This window comes from Roseateles sp., assembly GCF_965229315.1.
In the GTDB taxonomy this organism is placed as follows: domain Bacteria; phylum Pseudomonadota; class Gammaproteobacteria; order Burkholderiales; family Burkholderiaceae_C; genus Pelomonas.
In genome coordinates this window covers 2,155,685-2,171,973 of sequence record NZ_CBDDJA010000002.1, presented here as the reverse complement: position 1 = coordinate 2,171,973, position 16,289 = coordinate 2,155,685, and the positions used below count along the sequence as shown (strand labels likewise).

17 protein-coding genes are annotated in these 16,289 nt (G+C 69.1%); all 17 read left to right on the top strand.

The features are described 5' to 3' along the window. The first annotated feature begins 1 nt into the window (after position 1). A complete protein-coding gene (locus tag ACO07H_RS14860) occupies positions 2 to 1,216 on the top strand; it encodes an HlyD family type I secretion periplasmic adaptor subunit (RefSeq protein WP_422015441.1) in 1,215 nt (404 codons plus the stop codon). 66 nt (positions 1,217 to 1,282) lie between these two features. Continuing rightward, entirely contained in the window at positions 1,283 to 2,692 is a 1,410-nt protein-coding gene (locus tag ACO07H_RS14855; RefSeq protein ID WP_422015439.1) for a TolC family protein, read from the top strand. 46 nt (positions 2,693 to 2,738) lie between these two features. Continuing rightward, positions 2,739 to 3,653 (top strand): class I SAM-dependent methyltransferase, encoded by a 915-nt coding sequence (locus tag ACO07H_RS14850; protein ID WP_422015437.1) that lies wholly within the window; start codon positions 2,739 to 2,741, stop codon positions 3,651 to 3,653. Between the two features lies 1 nt (position 3,654). After that, on the top strand, positions 3,655 to 4,251 hold the full coding sequence (locus tag ACO07H_RS14845; RefSeq protein ID WP_422015435.1) for a GNAT family N-acetyltransferase: 597 nt from the start codon (positions 3,655 to 3,657) through the stop codon (positions 4,249 to 4,251). A 4-nt stretch (positions 4,252 to 4,255) separates the two neighbouring features. Further along, positions 4,256 to 4,555, top strand: coding sequence for a hypothetical protein (locus ACO07H_RS14840; RefSeq protein WP_422015433.1), 300 nt, complete (start codon positions 4,256 to 4,258; stop codon positions 4,553 to 4,555). Next, the gene (locus ACO07H_RS14835; protein ID WP_422015431.1) at positions 4,555 to 5,265 is read left to right on the top strand and encodes an SDR family NAD(P)-dependent oxidoreductase; all 711 of its coding nucleotides are present in this window, start codon (positions 4,555 to 4,557) and stop codon (positions 5,263 to 5,265) included. The genes ACO07H_RS14840 and ACO07H_RS14835 overlap by 1 nt, the downstream gene beginning before the upstream one ends. A gap of 1 nt (position 5,266) precedes the next feature. Continuing rightward, complete coding sequence (locus ACO07H_RS14830) at positions 5,267 to 5,953, top strand: MBL fold metallo-hydrolase (RefSeq protein ID WP_422015429.1); 687 nt, start codon at positions 5,267 to 5,269, stop codon at positions 5,951 to 5,953. Then, a complete protein-coding gene (locus ACO07H_RS14825) occupies positions 5,950 to 6,990 on the top strand; it encodes a 3-oxoacyl-ACP synthase III family protein (RefSeq protein ID WP_422015427.1) in 1,041 nt (346 codons plus the stop codon). Before ACO07H_RS14830 ends, ACO07H_RS14825 begins: the two co-directional genes overlap by 4 nt. Positions 6,991 to 7,236: 246 nt before the next feature. Further along, on the top strand, positions 7,237 to 8,433 hold the full coding sequence (locus ACO07H_RS14820; protein WP_422015425.1) for an SDR family oxidoreductase: 1,197 nt from the start codon (positions 7,237 to 7,239) through the stop codon (positions 8,431 to 8,433). Continuing rightward, entirely contained in the window at positions 8,430 to 10,208 is a 1,779-nt protein-coding gene (locus ACO07H_RS14815) for an HAD-IIIC family phosphatase (RefSeq protein ID WP_422015423.1), read from the top strand. Before ACO07H_RS14820 ends, ACO07H_RS14815 begins: the two co-directional genes overlap by 4 nt. Continuing rightward, positions 10,201 to 10,437, top strand: coding sequence for an acyl carrier protein (locus tag ACO07H_RS14810; RefSeq protein ID WP_422015421.1), 237 nt, complete (start codon positions 10,201 to 10,203; stop codon positions 10,435 to 10,437). The genes ACO07H_RS14815 and ACO07H_RS14810 overlap by 8 nt, the downstream gene beginning before the upstream one ends. A gap of 4 nt (positions 10,438 to 10,441) precedes the next feature. Further along, on the top strand, positions 10,442 to 11,782 hold the full coding sequence (locus tag ACO07H_RS14805) for a class I adenylate-forming enzyme family protein (RefSeq protein ID WP_422015419.1): 1,341 nt from the start codon (positions 10,442 to 10,444) through the stop codon (positions 11,780 to 11,782). A 71-nt stretch (positions 11,783 to 11,853) separates the two neighbouring features. Then, positions 11,854 to 12,264: a sugar 3,4-ketoisomerase gene (locus tag ACO07H_RS14800; protein WP_422015417.1), complete on the top strand. Its 411-nt coding sequence runs from the start codon at positions 11,854 to 11,856 to the stop codon at positions 12,262 to 12,264. Then, positions 12,261 to 13,367, top strand: coding sequence for a DegT/DnrJ/EryC1/StrS family aminotransferase (locus tag ACO07H_RS14795; RefSeq protein ID WP_422015415.1), 1,107 nt, complete (start codon positions 12,261 to 12,263; stop codon positions 13,365 to 13,367). The genes ACO07H_RS14800 and ACO07H_RS14795 overlap by 4 nt, the downstream gene beginning before the upstream one ends. 1 nt (position 13,368) lies before the next feature. Further along, the gene (locus tag ACO07H_RS14790) at positions 13,369 to 14,349 is read left to right on the top strand and encodes a glycosyltransferase family A protein (RefSeq protein WP_422015414.1); all 981 of its coding nucleotides are present in this window, start codon (positions 13,369 to 13,371) and stop codon (positions 14,347 to 14,349) included. Between the two features lie 2 nt (positions 14,350 to 14,351). Beyond that, entirely contained in the window at positions 14,352 to 15,302 is a 951-nt protein-coding gene (locus ACO07H_RS14785) for a hypothetical protein (protein WP_422015412.1), read from the top strand. Positions 15,303 to 15,310: 8 nt separating this feature from the next. Then, positions 15,311 to 16,162, top strand: coding sequence for a hypothetical protein (locus ACO07H_RS14780; protein ID WP_422015410.1), 852 nt, complete (start codon positions 15,311 to 15,313; stop codon positions 16,160 to 16,162). Positions 16,163 to 16,289 lie beyond the last annotated feature (127 nt).

Below are 16,289 nucleotides of genomic sequence, written 5' to 3'. Positions count from 1 at the left end.
CATGGCCAGCAACGACAAGATGGCGCTGAGCCGGCAGGAGAGCCTGTTCGTCACCGGCCTGGACAGCGCCAAGCTGGACGAGCCGCTGCCGCGGGCGACGTGGGTGCTGTACCTGCTGCTGGCCGCCGTCGTGGCCGCCATCGCCTGGTCGTCGCTGGCGCATGTCGATGAGGTCACGCGCAGCGACGGGCGCGTCGTGCCCGATGGCCGCGAGCAGGTGATCGCCAGCCTGGACAGCGGCATCCTGCGCGAGCTGCATGTGCACGAAGGCCAGGAGGTGCAGGTCGGCCAGGACCTGGCGCAGCTCGACCCCACCCGTGTCGAGGCCTCGCAGAACGAGGGCCAGGCCAAGCGCCTGGCGCTGAAGGCCCAGGTGGCCCGGCTGCAGGCCGAGGCCAACGGCCGGGCGCTGAAGTTCCCGCCCGAGGTCCTGGCCGTGCCACGCATCGCCGAGGCCGAGACCGAGTCCTTCGAGGCGCGCCGCCGCCTGCTCGACGAGGCCGTCAGCGCCATCGGCCGCAGCGCCGGCCTGCTGGCGCGCGAGCAGCGCATCGCCCAGGACATGGCGGCCAAGGGCCTGATGTCCGATGTCGAGGTCATGCGGCTGAACCGCCAGGTCAACGAGCTGCAGCAGCAGCGCACGGAGCGCGTCAGCCGCTTTCGCCAGGAGGCCAGCAGCGAGCTGGTGCGCATCCAGACCGAGATGGCCCAGCTCGACGAGCAGATGGTGGTGCGCCAGGACGCGATGCAGCGCACGGTGCTGAAGTCGCCCGTGCACGGCGTCGTCAAGAACATCCGCGTCAACACCGTGGGCGGCGTCATCACGACGGGTGCGCCCATCATGGAGATCTCGCCCATCGGCCCGCGCGTGCTGGTGGAGGCGCGGATCAAGCCGAAGGACATCGGCTTCATCCGCGTCGGCCAGACGGCCGAGATCAAGCTGACCGGCTACGACTTCAACGTGCATGGCGGCCTGGAGGGCAAGATCGAATACATCAGCCCCGACGCGATGGGCGAGAACGAGAAGAACAACGACAGCACGTATTACCGCGCTGTCGTCTCGGCCGACCGCAACAACACGAGCTTCAAGGGCAAGCCGCTGCCGGTGATCCCCGGCATGCAGGCCACCGTCGAGATCCGCACCGGCGACCGCTCGGTGCTGAGCTACCTGCTGCGGCCGATGATGAAGTCACGCGAAGCGCTGCGCGAACGCTAATACCGTCCCGGCACACCGCTTTTCCGGCCTTTGCCGGCCGGGGTGGGATGGTCTAGTGACGGGGCCATGCCGTACCCGTTCCGCCATCTCCTCATCTGCGGCCTCGCGGCCACCCTGGTGCTTCCGGGTCCCGCCGCGCCGGCGCAGGCGCGCCCGTCCAAGGCCGTGGCCCCCGCCGTGCCGGTCGCCGAGCCGCCGCCCTCGCAGGGCCGCTGCCAGGAGGAAGACGCCGGCCCGTCGCGCACGGGCCGCGACGCCAGCATGATCGAGAGCAGCAGCGCCGATCCCCGCGCGCAGCTGCAGGAGCTGGTGCAGATGGCACTGCAGCGCAGCCGCCCCATCGGCGTGGCCCGGCTGTTGGCCCAGGCGGCACAGGCCGACCTGGAGGAGACACAGGCCTCGCGGCTGCCGCAGGTGTCGCTGTCCACGACGGCCGGCTATGCCGGCAGCATCGTGGCCGGCGTCGACCAGCCGCGTGGCATGCAGGGCCGCGCCAGCCTCAACGTCACCGCGCCGATCTACGACGCCGGCCGCATCACCAAGCTGACCGAATGGCGCAGCCAGCTGGCCGATGCCGCCAAGTTCGGCCAGAGCAGCGCCGAGGAGCAGCTCGCGCTGCAGACCGTGTCGCTGGCGCTGGACCGCAGCCGCTACGTGCTGCAGGCCCAGGTCTACACCCAGTACGTGCGCAAGATGGCCTGCCTGGTCGATGCGCTGGAGATCATCACCAAGTCCGACCGCGGCCGTTCCAGCGAGCTGGTGCAGGCGCAGAAGAGCCTGCAGCAGGCCGACCTGGCCTACGAGCAGACGCTGAGCGCGCTGCGCCAGACCGAGGTGCGCCTGCGCCGCCTGGTGGGCGACACGCTGCCGCCCAGCGCCGGCATGAGCGCCGTGCTGGCCCAGGTGCCGGAGCTGGAGCAGATGCAGACCGACATCCTGCTGGCCGCCGACGTGTCGCAGGCCACGGCGCAGGCCAAGGCGCAGCGCAGCTACGCGGAGTCGGTGCTGGCGGGCCAGAAGCCGTCGGTGAGCCTGCTGATGAACGGCGCGTCCACCATCGGCACGGGCAAGGCGACGGAGTGGATCGGCGGCGTGGCCATCAACATCCCGCTGTACCAGCCTGGCGCCGACGCCTCGCTGACCGCGGCGGCGCGCCGCTCGCAGGCCGCGGCACTGCAACGCGACGAGACCATCGACGCCAAGCGCTACCGGCTGCTGGAGATGTACGAAACGGCCAACTCATCGCTGGACCGCGCACGGCGCGTCGTCGAGATCCTGCGCAACAGCGACCGCGTGCGCGCGTCGACGCTGCAGCAGTGGCAGCAGCTCGGCCGCCGTTCGCTGTTCGACGTGATGGGCGCGGAGAGCGACTACTACTCGATGCGCATCGCCCACGTGAACGCGCTGTTCGACGCGCAGCAGGTCGTCGCGATGATGTGGTCCATGGGCCGCGGCGTCATCACGCCGCTGCGCTGAGCCGGCCCGATACTTCGCACCCGGTCACCCCCTGCAAAGGACACGAATGTTCCCGACAGCCCCGGCGCCGATTGCCAAGCTCCTGACGATGATGGAGAGCTCGGCGCGTTTCGCGCGCGACAGCGTCCGTCGCGCCGAGGCCGAGTTCGGACCGGTGTGGGCCGCCGATTTCTCGGCCATGCTCGCCAACTTCTACGGTGACGACGCCGCGCTGCAGGATGCGGTGAAGGGCTATGCCGCCTTCGTGATGGACTCGATGCGGCGCCAGAAGCGCTTCGAGCAGGAACTGAGCTACCCGGCCAAGACCTACGCCGAAGCCGCCGCCGAGGTCTACTACAACGACGACTACATGCGTCGCCAGTACCTGCCCGGCCTGCTGCTGTCCCACTACCTGTGGACGCACCACTACCAGCAGATCGAATACTTCAAGGGCTTCTTTCTGCCGTGGCTGCAGCGCCAGGGCGTGGAGGAGTTCGCCGAGGTGGGCGTGGGCACCGGCATCTACTCGCGCCTGGCGCTGCAGGCGCTGCCCCACCTGCGCGGCACGGGGCTGGACATCAGCCCGCTGTCGCTGGAGTTCACCGGCGCCCACGTCGGCAGCTTCGGTTTCGGCCCGCGCTACACGCTGCGCCGCCAGGACATCCTGGAAGAAGGCAGCCCGCAGCAGTACCGCGCCGTCGTCTGCGTGGAGGTGCTGGAGCACCTGGAAGACCCGGTCGCCTTCCTCGTCGGCCTGAAGAAGCTCACGGCGCCGGGCGGCCGCCTGTTCGTCACTGCAGCGCTGAACGCCGCGCATGCCGACCACATCTACCTCTACGGCAAGCCGGAGGAGGTCGTGGCCCAGGTCGAGGCCGCCGGCCTGCACCTGGAGCACAGCTTCTTCGCCAACGCCTACGCGCCGGCCAAGCCGGGGCTGCCCGTGCCCGGCGCGCTGGCGATGGTGCTGACGGTCAAGCGCTGACATGCCCGCGCTGACGCTGACCGGCGAGTTCGTCGATCTGGTGCCGCTGACGCCGGCTCATGCCGCGTTGACCTTCGGCTGGCGCCAGAGCCAGCGCGCTGCCAACCTGAACCGCGGTGCGGCCACCGTCGAGCAGCAGGCGGCGTGGATCGCCCGGCGGCCCGAGGCCGAGTACAACTTCGTCATCCGGCTCAAGGACGGCCGCGAGGTGGGCATGGTGTCGGTCACCGGCATCGACACGGAGCACAGCCACTGCGAGCCGGGGCGCTTCCTCATCGGCGACGAGGCCGCGGTGCGCGGCATCCCGGCCGCCGTTGAGGCGATGAAGCTGGTCTACGAGCTGGTGTTCGACCGGCTGGGCCTGCAGCGCATCTTCGGCACCGTGGCGGCCGACAATGTGCTGATGATCAAGTGGCAGAAGTTCCTGGGCATGAAGGAGGAGGGGCGCATGCGCCGCCATTACTTCATCAACGGCCATTTCCAGGATGCCGTGTGGCTGGGCATGCTGGCCGACGAGTACCGCACGCAGGCGCTGCCGCGCATGAATTCGCTGATTGCCGCCGGCCGCCGAGCCGCGGCGCTGAAACCCAAGGACTGACGAGATGACTGCCTCCCAAGAAGCCGCCGTGCTGGACGCGATCTACCAGGCGCTGCGCACGCTCAACGAAGAGCGCGGCGCCGACGAGCAGATCGCCATCGGCCCCGACACCTGCCTGTTTGGCGAGGGCTCGGCGCTGGATTCGCTGTCGCTGGTGTCCGTCATCGTCGACCTGGAGACCGCCGTGTCCGACCAGTTCGGCAAGCCCATCAGCCTGACCGACGACAAGGCCATGAGCCGCGACCCGGTGCCCTTCACCGACGTGACGGCGCTGAAGACCTACATCCTGGAATTGCTCGCCTGATGCGCTACGCCGGCAAGATCGTCCTCGTGACCGGCGCGCGCCGTGGCGTGGGGCGGCTGCTGGCCGGGCATTTCCTGAAGGAAGGCGCCCGGGTCATCGGCTTCAGCCGCCATGCCGACGACGACCTCGTGGCCGAGGGCTACACGGCCATCGCGGTGGACGTGGGCGACGCCGAGTCGGTCGCGCGCGGCTTCGAGCAGGTGCGCAAGACGTTCGGCCGGGTGGACATCGTCGTCAACAACGCGGCGGTGCTGACCTCGCAGTACTCGATGATCATGCCGCCCGCCGCCGCCCGCGGCATGCTGGAGACCAACCTGTTCGGCACCTTCCTGGTGTCGCGCGAGGCGGCCAAGCTGATGCGCAAGGGCAAGTGGGGCCGCATCATCAACATCGGCTCCATGGCCGCCAGCCTGGAGCCCATCGGCGATTCCATCTACGCCGCCACCAAGGCGGCGGTGGCGACGCTGGCCAACGTGATGGCCAAGGAATTCGCGCCGCTGAACATCACCTGCAACACGCTGGGCATCACCGCCATAGCGACCGACATGCTGGGCCAGTTGCCGCGCGACAAGGTCGATGCCGTCATCGCCGGACTGCCGCTGCCGCGCTACGCGACGGCGGACGACATCTTCAACGTGGTGGACTTCTTCGCCAGCGAGCAAAGCGGCTACGTCACCGCGCAGACCGTGTTCCTGGGCGGAGTGAATTGACATGACGAAGGCGGCGGTCGAGAGCCTGCTGGGTGGTGCGCTGCGTCGCATCACCAACCACGAGCTGCACTCGAACACCTACCTGCTGGCCGACCCGCAGCAGGCCGGCACCTGCGTCGTCGTCGATCCCGGGCTGGACCGCGAGCGCGTCGAAGGGGCGATCGCCGACAGCGGCTGGACGCCGGTGGCCGTGCTGTGCACGCACGGTCACTTCGACCATGTCGGCGGCACGGCCTGGCTGCAGCAGCGCTACGGCGTTCCGGTCTACCTGCGCGCCCAGGACCAGAAGACCGCCAAGCTGTCCAACTTCCTGATGGCCGCGTTCAAGATCAAGGCGCGCATCACGCTGCCGGAATTCACGCTGCTGGCCGACGACGGCGCGAGCCTGGAGCTGGCTGGCCGCCATTTCACCTTCCACGCGCTGCCGGGCCACACGCCGGGCGGCGCGGGCATCCTCGTCGACGGCCTGCTGTTCTCCGGCGATTCGTTGTATGCCCGCCGCACGGCGCTGTCCAAGCTGCCGGGCGAAGACCACGACCAACTGCGCGCCTCGCTGAAGGCCCTGTTCGCCTGGATCCCGGGCGACACGTTGGTGCTGCCGGGGCACGGCGGTACGGCCACCATCGACGAGATCCACGCCGGCAACGAAGAGCTTCGCGCCTTCATGTCCGCGACTGTTCCCGCATGACCATGCTGAATCCCCACCTGCCTGCCGTCTCCATCATCGGCGTCGGCCACCACCTGCCGGCCCGGTTCGAGGACAACGAGAGCCTGTGTCGCAACCTCGACGTGACGCCCGAGTGGATCGTCGAGAAGACGGGCATCGAGCGCCGCTACATCGCCGCGCCCGACGACACGGCCTGGGGCTACTCGGTGAACGCCGCGCGCCAGGCGCTGGAGATGGCTGGCGTCACGCCCGAGCAGGTCGGCCTCATCATCTGCTGCACGTTCTCGGGCGACTACCAGTTCCCGCCGCTGTCGGCCAAGGTCGCCCAGCAGCTCGGCGCCAGGAGCGCGCAGATCTACGACCTGCAGGCCAACTGCTCGGGCTTCGTCGCCGGGCTGACCGCCGCGTCGGACCGCATGCGCGTGGACCCGACGGTGGGCTATGCGCTGGTCATCGGCGTGGAGTTCTGCAGCCGCTACATCGACCGCACCGATGCCAACACGGCCATCTACCTCAGCGACGGCGCCGGTGCCGCGGTGCTGGGGCCGGTGGACGCCGGGCAGGGCATCCAGGCCTCGGCCTTCCACACGGACCCGTCCAACTACGAGGCCGTGCGCCTGCGCGGCGGCGGTGCGGCCCACGCCAACAACGGCCGCGCCTTCGACGCCGCGGTGGACCTGATGGAGATGAACGGCATCGCCACCTGGAAGCAGGCCATCACGCACCTGCCGCCCACCATCCGCCGCGCCTGCGAGAAGTCCGGCGTGGATGTGAAGGCGCTGGACTTCATGGTCTTCCACCAGGCCAACCTGCGCCTCATCGAGTACCTCGTGCGCAAGATGGGCCTGGGGCTGGACAAGACCTACACCAATGTCGCGACCGTGGGCAACAGCGGCTCGGCGTCGCTGGCCATCGCGCTCAGCGAGGCGGTGGGCCAGGGCCTGATCAGGAACGGCGACCTCGTCGCGCTGGCCGGTGTGGGCGCCGGCTTCAACTTTGCCGCCAGCGTGTGGCGCTGGACGCTAGTCCAGCGAAGCGGAGAAATCGATGGTGCGTGAGTCCCTGGCCGATACGCCATCAAGGCGCAAGGCGGAGCCGGGTTGGACACCCGGCGAGCATTTGCAACGCAAAGGGAGGGTCGGCCAGGGGCTCACCCTTCGGGCAGGGGGTTGGCCGGGCCGGCTGCGTCGTTGCAGCGCTTGCCAAGGCGTCCAGCCTTGGCTGCGCTCTGCGCCTAGCCGCCAGCCCGGCCAACCCCCTGCGCACCACCGATTTCTCCGCTTCGCTGGACTAGGAGCCGCACGATGAGCGTGTTCGCCGATTTCGACGCGGTCAAGGAAGGCGATGCCGAGTCGCTGACCAAGACCATCACCGAGGCCGACATCCGCCGCTTCGTCGAGCTGACGGGCGACGACAACCCGCTGCACGTCGATGCCGACTACGCGGCCGAGACCTCGTTCAAGGAAATCGTCGTCCACGGCATGCTGGGGGCGTCCTTCATCTCGACGGTCATCGGCACCAAGCTGCCCGGCCCCGGCGCGCTGTGGGTGTCGCAGGCGATGGACTTCAACCTGCCGGTGCGGCTGGGCGACACGCTCACCGTCACCTGCACGGTGCTGAAGAAGCACCCTCGCGACCGCCTGCTGGAGCTGGACACGCGCATCACCAACCAGCATGGCCAGGTCGTGCTGTCGGGCGGCGGCAAGGTCAAGCTGCTGGAGCCGCCCAAGCCCAAGGTCGAGGCGCCGCAGGCCGCATTGAAGGTGGCCATCGTCACCGGCGGCGCTGGCGGCATCGGCCGCGTCATCTGCGAGACGCTGGCGGCCGATGGCCATGCCGTCGTCGTCAACTACCACGCCAGCGCCGAGCGGGCGCAGGCGCTGGTGGCGCGCATCACCGAGGCCGGCGGCCGTGCGGTGGCCGTGCAGGCCGACGTGTCCGACGAGGCCGGTGCCGCGAAGCTGGTGGCCGAGGCGCAGAAGCGATTCGGCGGCGTGACGGTGCTGGTCAACGCCGCGTCGCCGCGCATCGTCGCGCGCAGCGTCGACGACCTCGCGTGGAGCGAGGTGCAGCAGCAGATGGACGTGCAGCTCAAGAGCGCGCTGCTGATGATCCAGGCCTGCAAGCCCGCCATGGTCGCGGCCGGCGGCGGCCGCGTCATCTCCATCGGTTCGCAGTCGTGGGACGGCGTGCCGGTGTCCGGCTGGACGGCCTACGCGCTGGCCAAGGGCGCGCTGTCCACGCTGACGCGCTACCTGGCCGCCGAGCTGGGCCCGCAGGGCATCACGGTCAACCTGGTGTCGCCGGGCATGACCAACACCGCCTTCATTTCCAACGTGTCCGAGAAGCAGCAACTGATGGCCGCACGCCAGACGCCGCTGCGCCGCCTGGCCGAGCCCGAGGACACGGCCGGCGCGGTGGCCTTCCTGGCGTCGCCGCAGGCGGCCTACATCACCGGCCAGAACCTGCGCGTCAACGGCGGGGGCTCGATGGCATGGTGAGCGACACCGACGCGCTCGCCACCCTGGGCCGCGCCGATGCGCCGATGGTGGAGGTGCTGCAGGCGCTCAAACGCCTGGACGCCAGCACGGCCGAGTTCCGCACGCTGAAGGTCGGCATCGCCGCCAACGTCACGGTGGACCTGCTGGGCACCTACCTGCGCCGCCATGCCTACGCGGCCGGTGTGCGTCTGCAGGTCGCCAAGGGCCACTACGACGACCTCGTCGGCGATGCGCAGGCCCATGCGAGCGCGGGCGTCGACCTGCTCGTGATCCTGCCGTTCTTCGACAACCTGCAGCCCGGCTGGGAGGTACAGCTCGACACGCTGGACGCCGACACCCGCGCCGCAGCGCAGGCCGACTACCTGAACCGCCTGGAGCTGGCGCTGCAAGCGGCCAACGCCGTGCCGCAGGTGTTGCTGTTCGCCGGCCACCTGATGAACCCGGCCGTTGCCGCGCACAGCGCGCAGCAGCAGGCGCTGGATGCATTCAACGCCGGCCTGGCCGACGTCGCCGCGCGGCATCCGCAGGTGAGGGTGGTCGAGACTGCCGGCCTGCTGGCCCGCTTCGGCGCCCGCCACGCCTTCGACGCGCGCTTCTACTTCCGCGGCAAGGCGCCATACACGGCCGGCTTCGTGGACCAGCTCGCGCAGGCCGCCGCCGCCGCCACGCGCCGCTTCGGCACGCAGTTCCACAAGGTGCTGGTGCTGGACTGCGACAACACGCTGTGGGGCGGCATCGTCGGCGAGGACGGGCTGGACGGCATCCAGCTGGACCGCTACAGCTTCCCCGGCAATATCTTCTGGACCGTGCAGCAGCAGTTCAAGGCGCTGGAGGCGCAAGGCGTGCTGCTGTGCCTGAACAGCAAGAACAACCCGGCCGACGTGGACGAGGTGCTGACCCGGCATCCGCACATGGGGCTGCGCGACGCGCAGCTGGTGGCCAAGAAGGTCAACTGGACCGACAAGCCCAGCAACCTGCGCGCGCTGGCCGCTGAGCTGAACCTGGGCCTGGACAGCTTCGTCTTCATCGACGACTCGGCCTTCGAGATCGAGGCGGTGCGCGAGCAGCTGCCGCAGGTGCGCTTGTTCCAGGTGCCCAAGGCGCTGCAGGACTACCCGGCGCTGGTGCGCGACGAGATCGCGCCGCTGTTCACCGCCGGTGGTGTCAGCGCCGAAAGCCGCGGCAAGACGCAGCAGTACCGCGCGCTGGCCGAGGCCGCCGAGGCCCGTGCCGGCTTCGCGAACCAGGCCGACTACCTGCGCTCGCTGGGCCTGGCCGTCACGCTCAAGCGCGACGACGCTGCGCAGTTGCCGCGCATCGCGGAGTTGATGGCCAAGTCCAACCAGTTCAACCTGACGACCGAGCGGCTGCAGGCCGGCGACCTGGCGGCGCTGATGGCACGGCCGGACGCGACGGTCTACTCGTTCTCCGTCAGCGACCGCCTGGCCGAGCATGGGCTGACGGGCGTGCTGATCACCGTGGACGAGGGCGATGCCGCGGTCGTTCATTCCTTCCTGATGAGCTGCCGCGTCATCGGCCGCGGCATCGAGTTCGCCATCTGGCGGGCGGTGCTGGCCGACGCGCTGGCGCGCGGAAAGCTGCGCCTGACGGCGGCTTATCGCCCGACCGCCAAGAATGCCCAGGTGGCAGACTTCTACGATCGACTGGGCCTGAGCCTGTCTTCCGAGGCAGCCGATGGCACACGTTTCTATACCGCCGAGCTGGCCACCGTGCAGCTCGCCGACAGTGCATGGGTGGAGTTGCGCAATGGTTGACAAGGCGTTGGTGAAGCAGGTGATGGCCTCGGTGCTGGAGGTCGACGAGTCCGCGATCGGTGACGACGCCAGCATGGACAACGTGGACGGCTGGGACTCGCTCAAGCAGATGAACCTGGTGCTCGCGCTGGAGGAAAGCTTCGGCGTGACCATCCCCGACGAGGACGCCGGCAACGCGACGTCGTTCAAGCTGATCTGCCTGGTTCTCGACGAGCAGCTGACTGGTTGAAGCCATGCAATGGTTGCTCGACCGCTTCGCCGCGGCTGACCCGTCTCTGAAGGCCTTCGTCCACAAGGGCCAGGTCTTCACCTACGGGCAGATGTCGGCACGCATCGCCGAGTTCACGGCCGAACTGCGTGAGCGCGGCATCCAGGCCGGGCAGACCGTCGTCGTGCTGGCCGACTACGCGCCGGACGTGTACTGCATGATCCTGTCTCTGGCCTCGCTGAAGGCGCTGGTGGTGCCGATGACGCGCGGCTCGGTCATCGAGGAGGGCGAGGCGCTGTCCATCTCCGGCTGCGACCACGCCATCGACTTCGCACCCGACGGCCTGAGCTGGACGCTGAAGGCGCATGCCGTGCCCGTCAGCAACGCCATGCTGGACGAGTTCCGTGCGACGGGCAAGGCCGGGCTGGTCCTGTTCTCGTCGGGGTCGACCGGCAAGCCCAAGGGCATGCTGCACGACTTCGAGCGCGTGATGGAGAAGTTTGTCGTGCAGCGCGCGCCGGTCGTGGCCATCCCCTTCCTGATGCTGGACCACTTCGGCGGCATCAACACCATCCTGGCCATCACGGCCAGCCTGGGCACGGTCGTGACGGCGGAGGACCGCGCCATCGCAACCATCTGCGCGGCCATCCAGAACCACCGCGTCGAGCTGCTGCCCACCACGCCGTCGTTCCTGACGCTGCTGGCCGCGACCGATCTTTCGCAGCGCTACGACCTGTCGTCGCTGAAGCGCATCACCTACGGCACCGAGACCATGCCGCAGGCGACGCTGGACCGCATCCGTGCGCGCTTCCCCGGCGTGGAGCTGCAGCAGACCTACGGCCTGTCGGAAGTGGGCGTGCTGCGCTCGCAGTCGCGGCCCGACGGCTCGCTGTGGGTGCGCATCGGCGGCTCGGGTTTCGAGACGCAGGTGCGCGACGGCATCCTGTGGATTCGCTCCGACTACCGCATGGTGGGCTACCTGAACGCGCCCTCGGGCTTCGACGCCGACGGCTGGTTCAACACGCAGGACCGCGTGGAGGTGGACGGCGACTACTTCCGCATCCTGGGTCGCGTGACCGACCTCATCAACGTGGGCGGCCAGAAGGTCTACCCCGCCGAGGTGGAGGACGTGATCCTGGCGCTGCCCAACATCGACGACGTCGTCGTGGTGGGCGAGAAGCATGCGCTGCTGGGGCAGATCGTCGTCGCCAAGGTGGCCGTGCACGAGCCCGAGGCGCTGGCCGACCTGCGCCTGCGCATCCGCAAGGCCTGCCTGGCCCGGCTGACGGCGTACAAGGTGCCGGCCAAGGTCGAGATGCTGGACCAGGCCATCTACTCGGCGCGTTTCAAGAAGATGCGGCGTTGAACCGGCGTTAATCCGGTGCGGATAGAACGTGGCTCGCCCCACAATGGGCGGCATCTAGAGGATGTCCCCCCATGTCCATCGACAGTTGCAAGATCCTTGACCTGCCCAAGATCCAGGACCCGCGTGGCAACCTGACCTTCATCGAAGGCGGTGTCCATGTCCCGTTCGACATCCAGCGCGTCTACTACCTGTACGACGTGCCCGGCGGCTCCGAGCGCGGCGGCCATGCGCACAAGGCACTGCACCAGTACATCGTCGCGATGTCGGGCAGCTTCGACGTGGTGCTCGACGACGGCAAGGACAAGAAGCGCGTGCACCTGAACCGCTCGTACCACGGCCTGTACGTCTGCCCCATGATCTGGCGCGAGCTGGACAACTTCTCGTCGGGCGCCGTCTGCATGGTGCTGGCGTCCAACCGCTACAGCGAGGACGACTACTACCGCGACTACGCCGAGTTCATGCGCGCGAGGTGGAGCAAGTGAGCGTGCCGGTGGCGATCCCGTTCCTCGACCTGAAGCGCCTGAACGCCGCGCACGACGAGGCCATCCGCGCCGGCATCGCACGCGTCATCGACTCCGGCTGGTACATCCTGGGCGAAGAGGTCGCCGCCTTCGAGCGCGAGTTCGCGGCCTACTGCGAGGTGAAGCACTGCATCGCCGTGGCCGATGGCCTGGATGCGCTGGCGCTGATCCTGAAGGCCTACGGTGTCGGCGAGGGCGACGAGGTGCTCGTGCCCTCCAACACCTTCATCGCCACCTGGCTGGCCGTCAGCCAGGCCGGCGCGACGCCGGTGCCGGTGGAGCCCGACCCGCGCACGCACAACATCGACCCGGCGCGGCTGGAGGCCGCCATCACGCCGGCGACGCGCGCCATCATGCCGGTGCACCTGTATGGCCAGCCGGCCGACATGGCGCCGCTGCTGGACGTGGCGCGGCGGCACGGCCTGAAGGTCATCGAGGACGCCGCGCAGGCGCATGGCGCGCGCTATGCAGGCCGACGCGCCGGCAGCCTGGGCGACGCGGCCGGCTTCAGCTTCTATCCCGGCAAGAACCTCGGTGCGATGGGCGACGGTGGTGCCATCACGACGAACGACGACGCCTTGGCCGCGAAGCTGCGCCTGCTGCGCAACTACGGCTCCACCGTCAAGTACCGGCATGAGCTGGCCGGGGTCAACTCGCGGCTGGACGAGATGCAGGCCGCCGTGCTGCGCGCCAAGCTGCCGTCGCTGGATGCCGATAACGCCGCGCGCCGCCGCGTCGCCGCGGCCTACCTCGACGCGCTGCAGGGTCTGCCGCTGCAACTGCCCGCCGTGGCCGACGGCGCCGAGCCGGTCTGGCACCTGTTCGTCATCGCCACCGACCGGCGCGTTGCCGTGCAGGCCGCGCTGACCGAGGCCGGCATCGGCCACCTGGTGCATTACCCCATCGCCTGCCACCAGCAGCAGGCCTATGCCGACCACACCTGGCCGGCGCTGCCCATCGCCGAGGCGCTGCAGCATCAGGTGCTGAGTCTGCCCATCGCGCCCTACATGGGCGGCGACGACGTGCAGCGCGTGGCGGCCGTCATCCGCCAGGTGCTGGCCTGACATGCAGTTCACCACGCTGGTCCCGGCCTACAAGCCCAAGTACCTGGTCGAGCTGCTGGCGGCGCTGCGCCACCAGAGCGTCAAGCCCGCGCACATCATCATTTCCGACGACAGCCCGGACCAGGCCTTCGTCGCTGCACTGGCCGCCGGCACGCCGCTGCGCCAGGCGGTGCCCGACCTGAACCTGGACGTCGTGCCCGGGCCGCGCACCGGCGCCTACGACAACTTCCGCGCGCTGCTGCAGCGCTACGGCGGGCGCACCGAGCTCTTCCACCTGCTGCTGGACGACGACATCCCCTATCCCAGCTTCTACGAGCGCCACCTGGCCGCGCACACGCAGGGCCGCCCGCAGTGCGCGGTGAGCCGCCGCTGGACCGCCCTGGAGTCCGGCCAGCCCACGCGCGACCTGCCGGTGCCGCCCGCCGTCGCCACCCATCCGCAGCGCATGCTGGCGCTGGACGCCAGGCTGCTGTTCGCGCACACGGCCGGTGTCAGCGGCAACTGGCTGGGCGAGTTCTCCAACGCGACCTTCCATGCCGACATGGCGCCGCTACTGGACGACCCCAGCCTGGACGGCATCTGCTTCACCGGCCTGGAAGACCTGGGCGCCTTCCTGAAGGCCGCGACGCGCGCGCCGCTGGGCTACATCAACGAGCATCTGGGCTACTTCCGCACCAGCGCGGTCCAGCACTCGGCCGACCCGATGGGCCGGCCGATGAAGCTGGCCCACCTGGCCTACATCGCGCTGACGATGTCGGGCCGCCGGCTGGGCCTGCTGGACGCGGGCGCGGCGCAGGCCAACCTGGCGCGGCTGTGCCCGCTGATCGTCGAGCGCTACGGCACGCAGGCCGACATGCTGGCGCTTTGCGCCGTGATGCCGGGGCTGGCCGCCGGCAGCGACGGCGCCGAGGCCGAGTTCCTCGCGCTCTGGCACGTCTACAGCGGTGCCGCGGCGCGCAAGCCGCTGTCGGCACTGGGGTGAGCATGGACGACGGCAACCAGCGGCTGAGCGAATTCCTTCAGGCCGAGCGCGCGCTGGCCGAGGCCAACCACCAGCGCCTGGCCGCGCTGTACGACCGGCCGTTCGAAACGCTGTCCAAGGACCAGGTGGCCATCACCGGCGCCGACGGCTGGCAGTTCATCAGCAACGGCAGCAACCACTGGGAGCAGCAGTACCTGGGCCAGTTGCGCCTGGCGCCGCCGGCCATCGCCGAGTGGCAGCAGGTGTTCGAGCGGCGGCTGGCTGCGTCCGCCGCCATCGGCGCGCGCTTCGGCCATCTCGTCGTGCCGGAGAAGCAGTCCATCTTTCCCGAAGCGCGCTGGCCCAACGGCCTGCCGGTCGTCGGCGAACGGCCGGTGCAGCAGCTGATGGCCGCAGTGCCGCGCGGCTTGGTCTATCCACTCGCGCAGCTGCGGGCCGAATCGTGGCGCGCCGAACTGGCCTTCCGTGGCAACAGCCACTGGTGCGCCAGCGGCACGTGGTTCGGCTTCGCTGCGTTGATGCAGGCTGTCTGGCCCGAGCGCCACTTCGACTTCTCGCACGTGCCACTGGGCCGCGCCTGGTGGCGGCACGACCTGCTGCTGAAGTACATCGACGAGGTCTGCCACGAGAGCGTCATCAGCATCACGCGGCGCGCGCCGCCGGTCTACGACAACCGGCTGCTGGCCACCACCGGCGCGCACGTCGGCAACCACTACGTGCTGCAGAACCCGGCCGCGCCCTACCAGGAGGCGGTGGTCGTGTTCGGCGACAGCTATTCCTTCGACATCGGCTTCTCGGACCTGCTGGCGGCCTTCTTCGGCCAGGTGCATTTCGTCTGGAACACGATGATCGACTTCCGCTACTGCCAGAGCATGAAGGCCAGCCTCGTGCTCGTGCAGAGCGCCGAACGCTATCTGGTGCGACCGCATCCGCTGGACCAGATGCCAACCTGAACACGCCCATGAAGATTTGCCTGGTCCAGTACAACCCCTTCCACCCCAAGGTCGGCATCCTCGATGCGTACAACGAGGTGGTCGAGTCCTACCACTGGGGCTTTGCTGCCTTGGGCCATCAGGTCGAGCGCCGCATCAACTTCTTCGATCCCGAGGCGCTGAACCTCGTGTTCGGCTTCCAGATCCCGCTGCAGCTGGGGCTGATCGACAGCTTCCCGGCCGACACCATCTTCTTCAACATGGAGCGCTACGCGCACCGCGACCTCGCCGGCACGGCCGCCGAGCATGTGGCGCGCAAGTACCGGATCTGGGACTACAGCGCCTCCAACGTCGCGGCCTGGAACGCACTGAACCCGCGCGTGCCGGCGTACCACGCGCTGACGGCCTACGCGCCCAACCTGGAGAAGGTGGCCAAGGGCGTGGCGCAGGACATCGACGTGCTGTACTACGGCAACATCACGCCCGACCGCTTCGAGGCGCTGCACCAGGTGGCCGGCCTGCGGCCCGACCTGACGGGGTTGTCCGTCATGACGGTGTGCAACGTCTGGGGCTCGCAGCGCGACGAGCTGATCGCGCGCGCCAAGGTCGTCGTGAACTTTTCGCGCGGCACCATCTTCGAGATCGTGCGCGTGTCCTACCTGATGGCCAACGCCAAGGCCGTGGTGTGCGACTACAGCGACGGGCTGGAGATCGAGGACGACCTGCGCGCCGCGTTGACGTTCGTCAAGACGGCCGAGATCCGCGCCGCCTGCGAAGCGCTGGTGGCCGATGACGCTGCGCGGGCGGTCTACGCCCAGCGTGGCTATGACCTGATCCGCCAGCGCGACATCCGCGATGTGATCCAGCGCGGCCTGGGCTGAGTCCCGCACCACCCCAAGGCAGGAGGCTCCGAGGAGCCTCTTTTTTTCGTCGCCCCTTGTCCGTCGCACGTCTTCGCGTCCTGGAAAAAAGAGAGCCAGACGCCCCTTGCGGGGCGAGCTGGCTGCT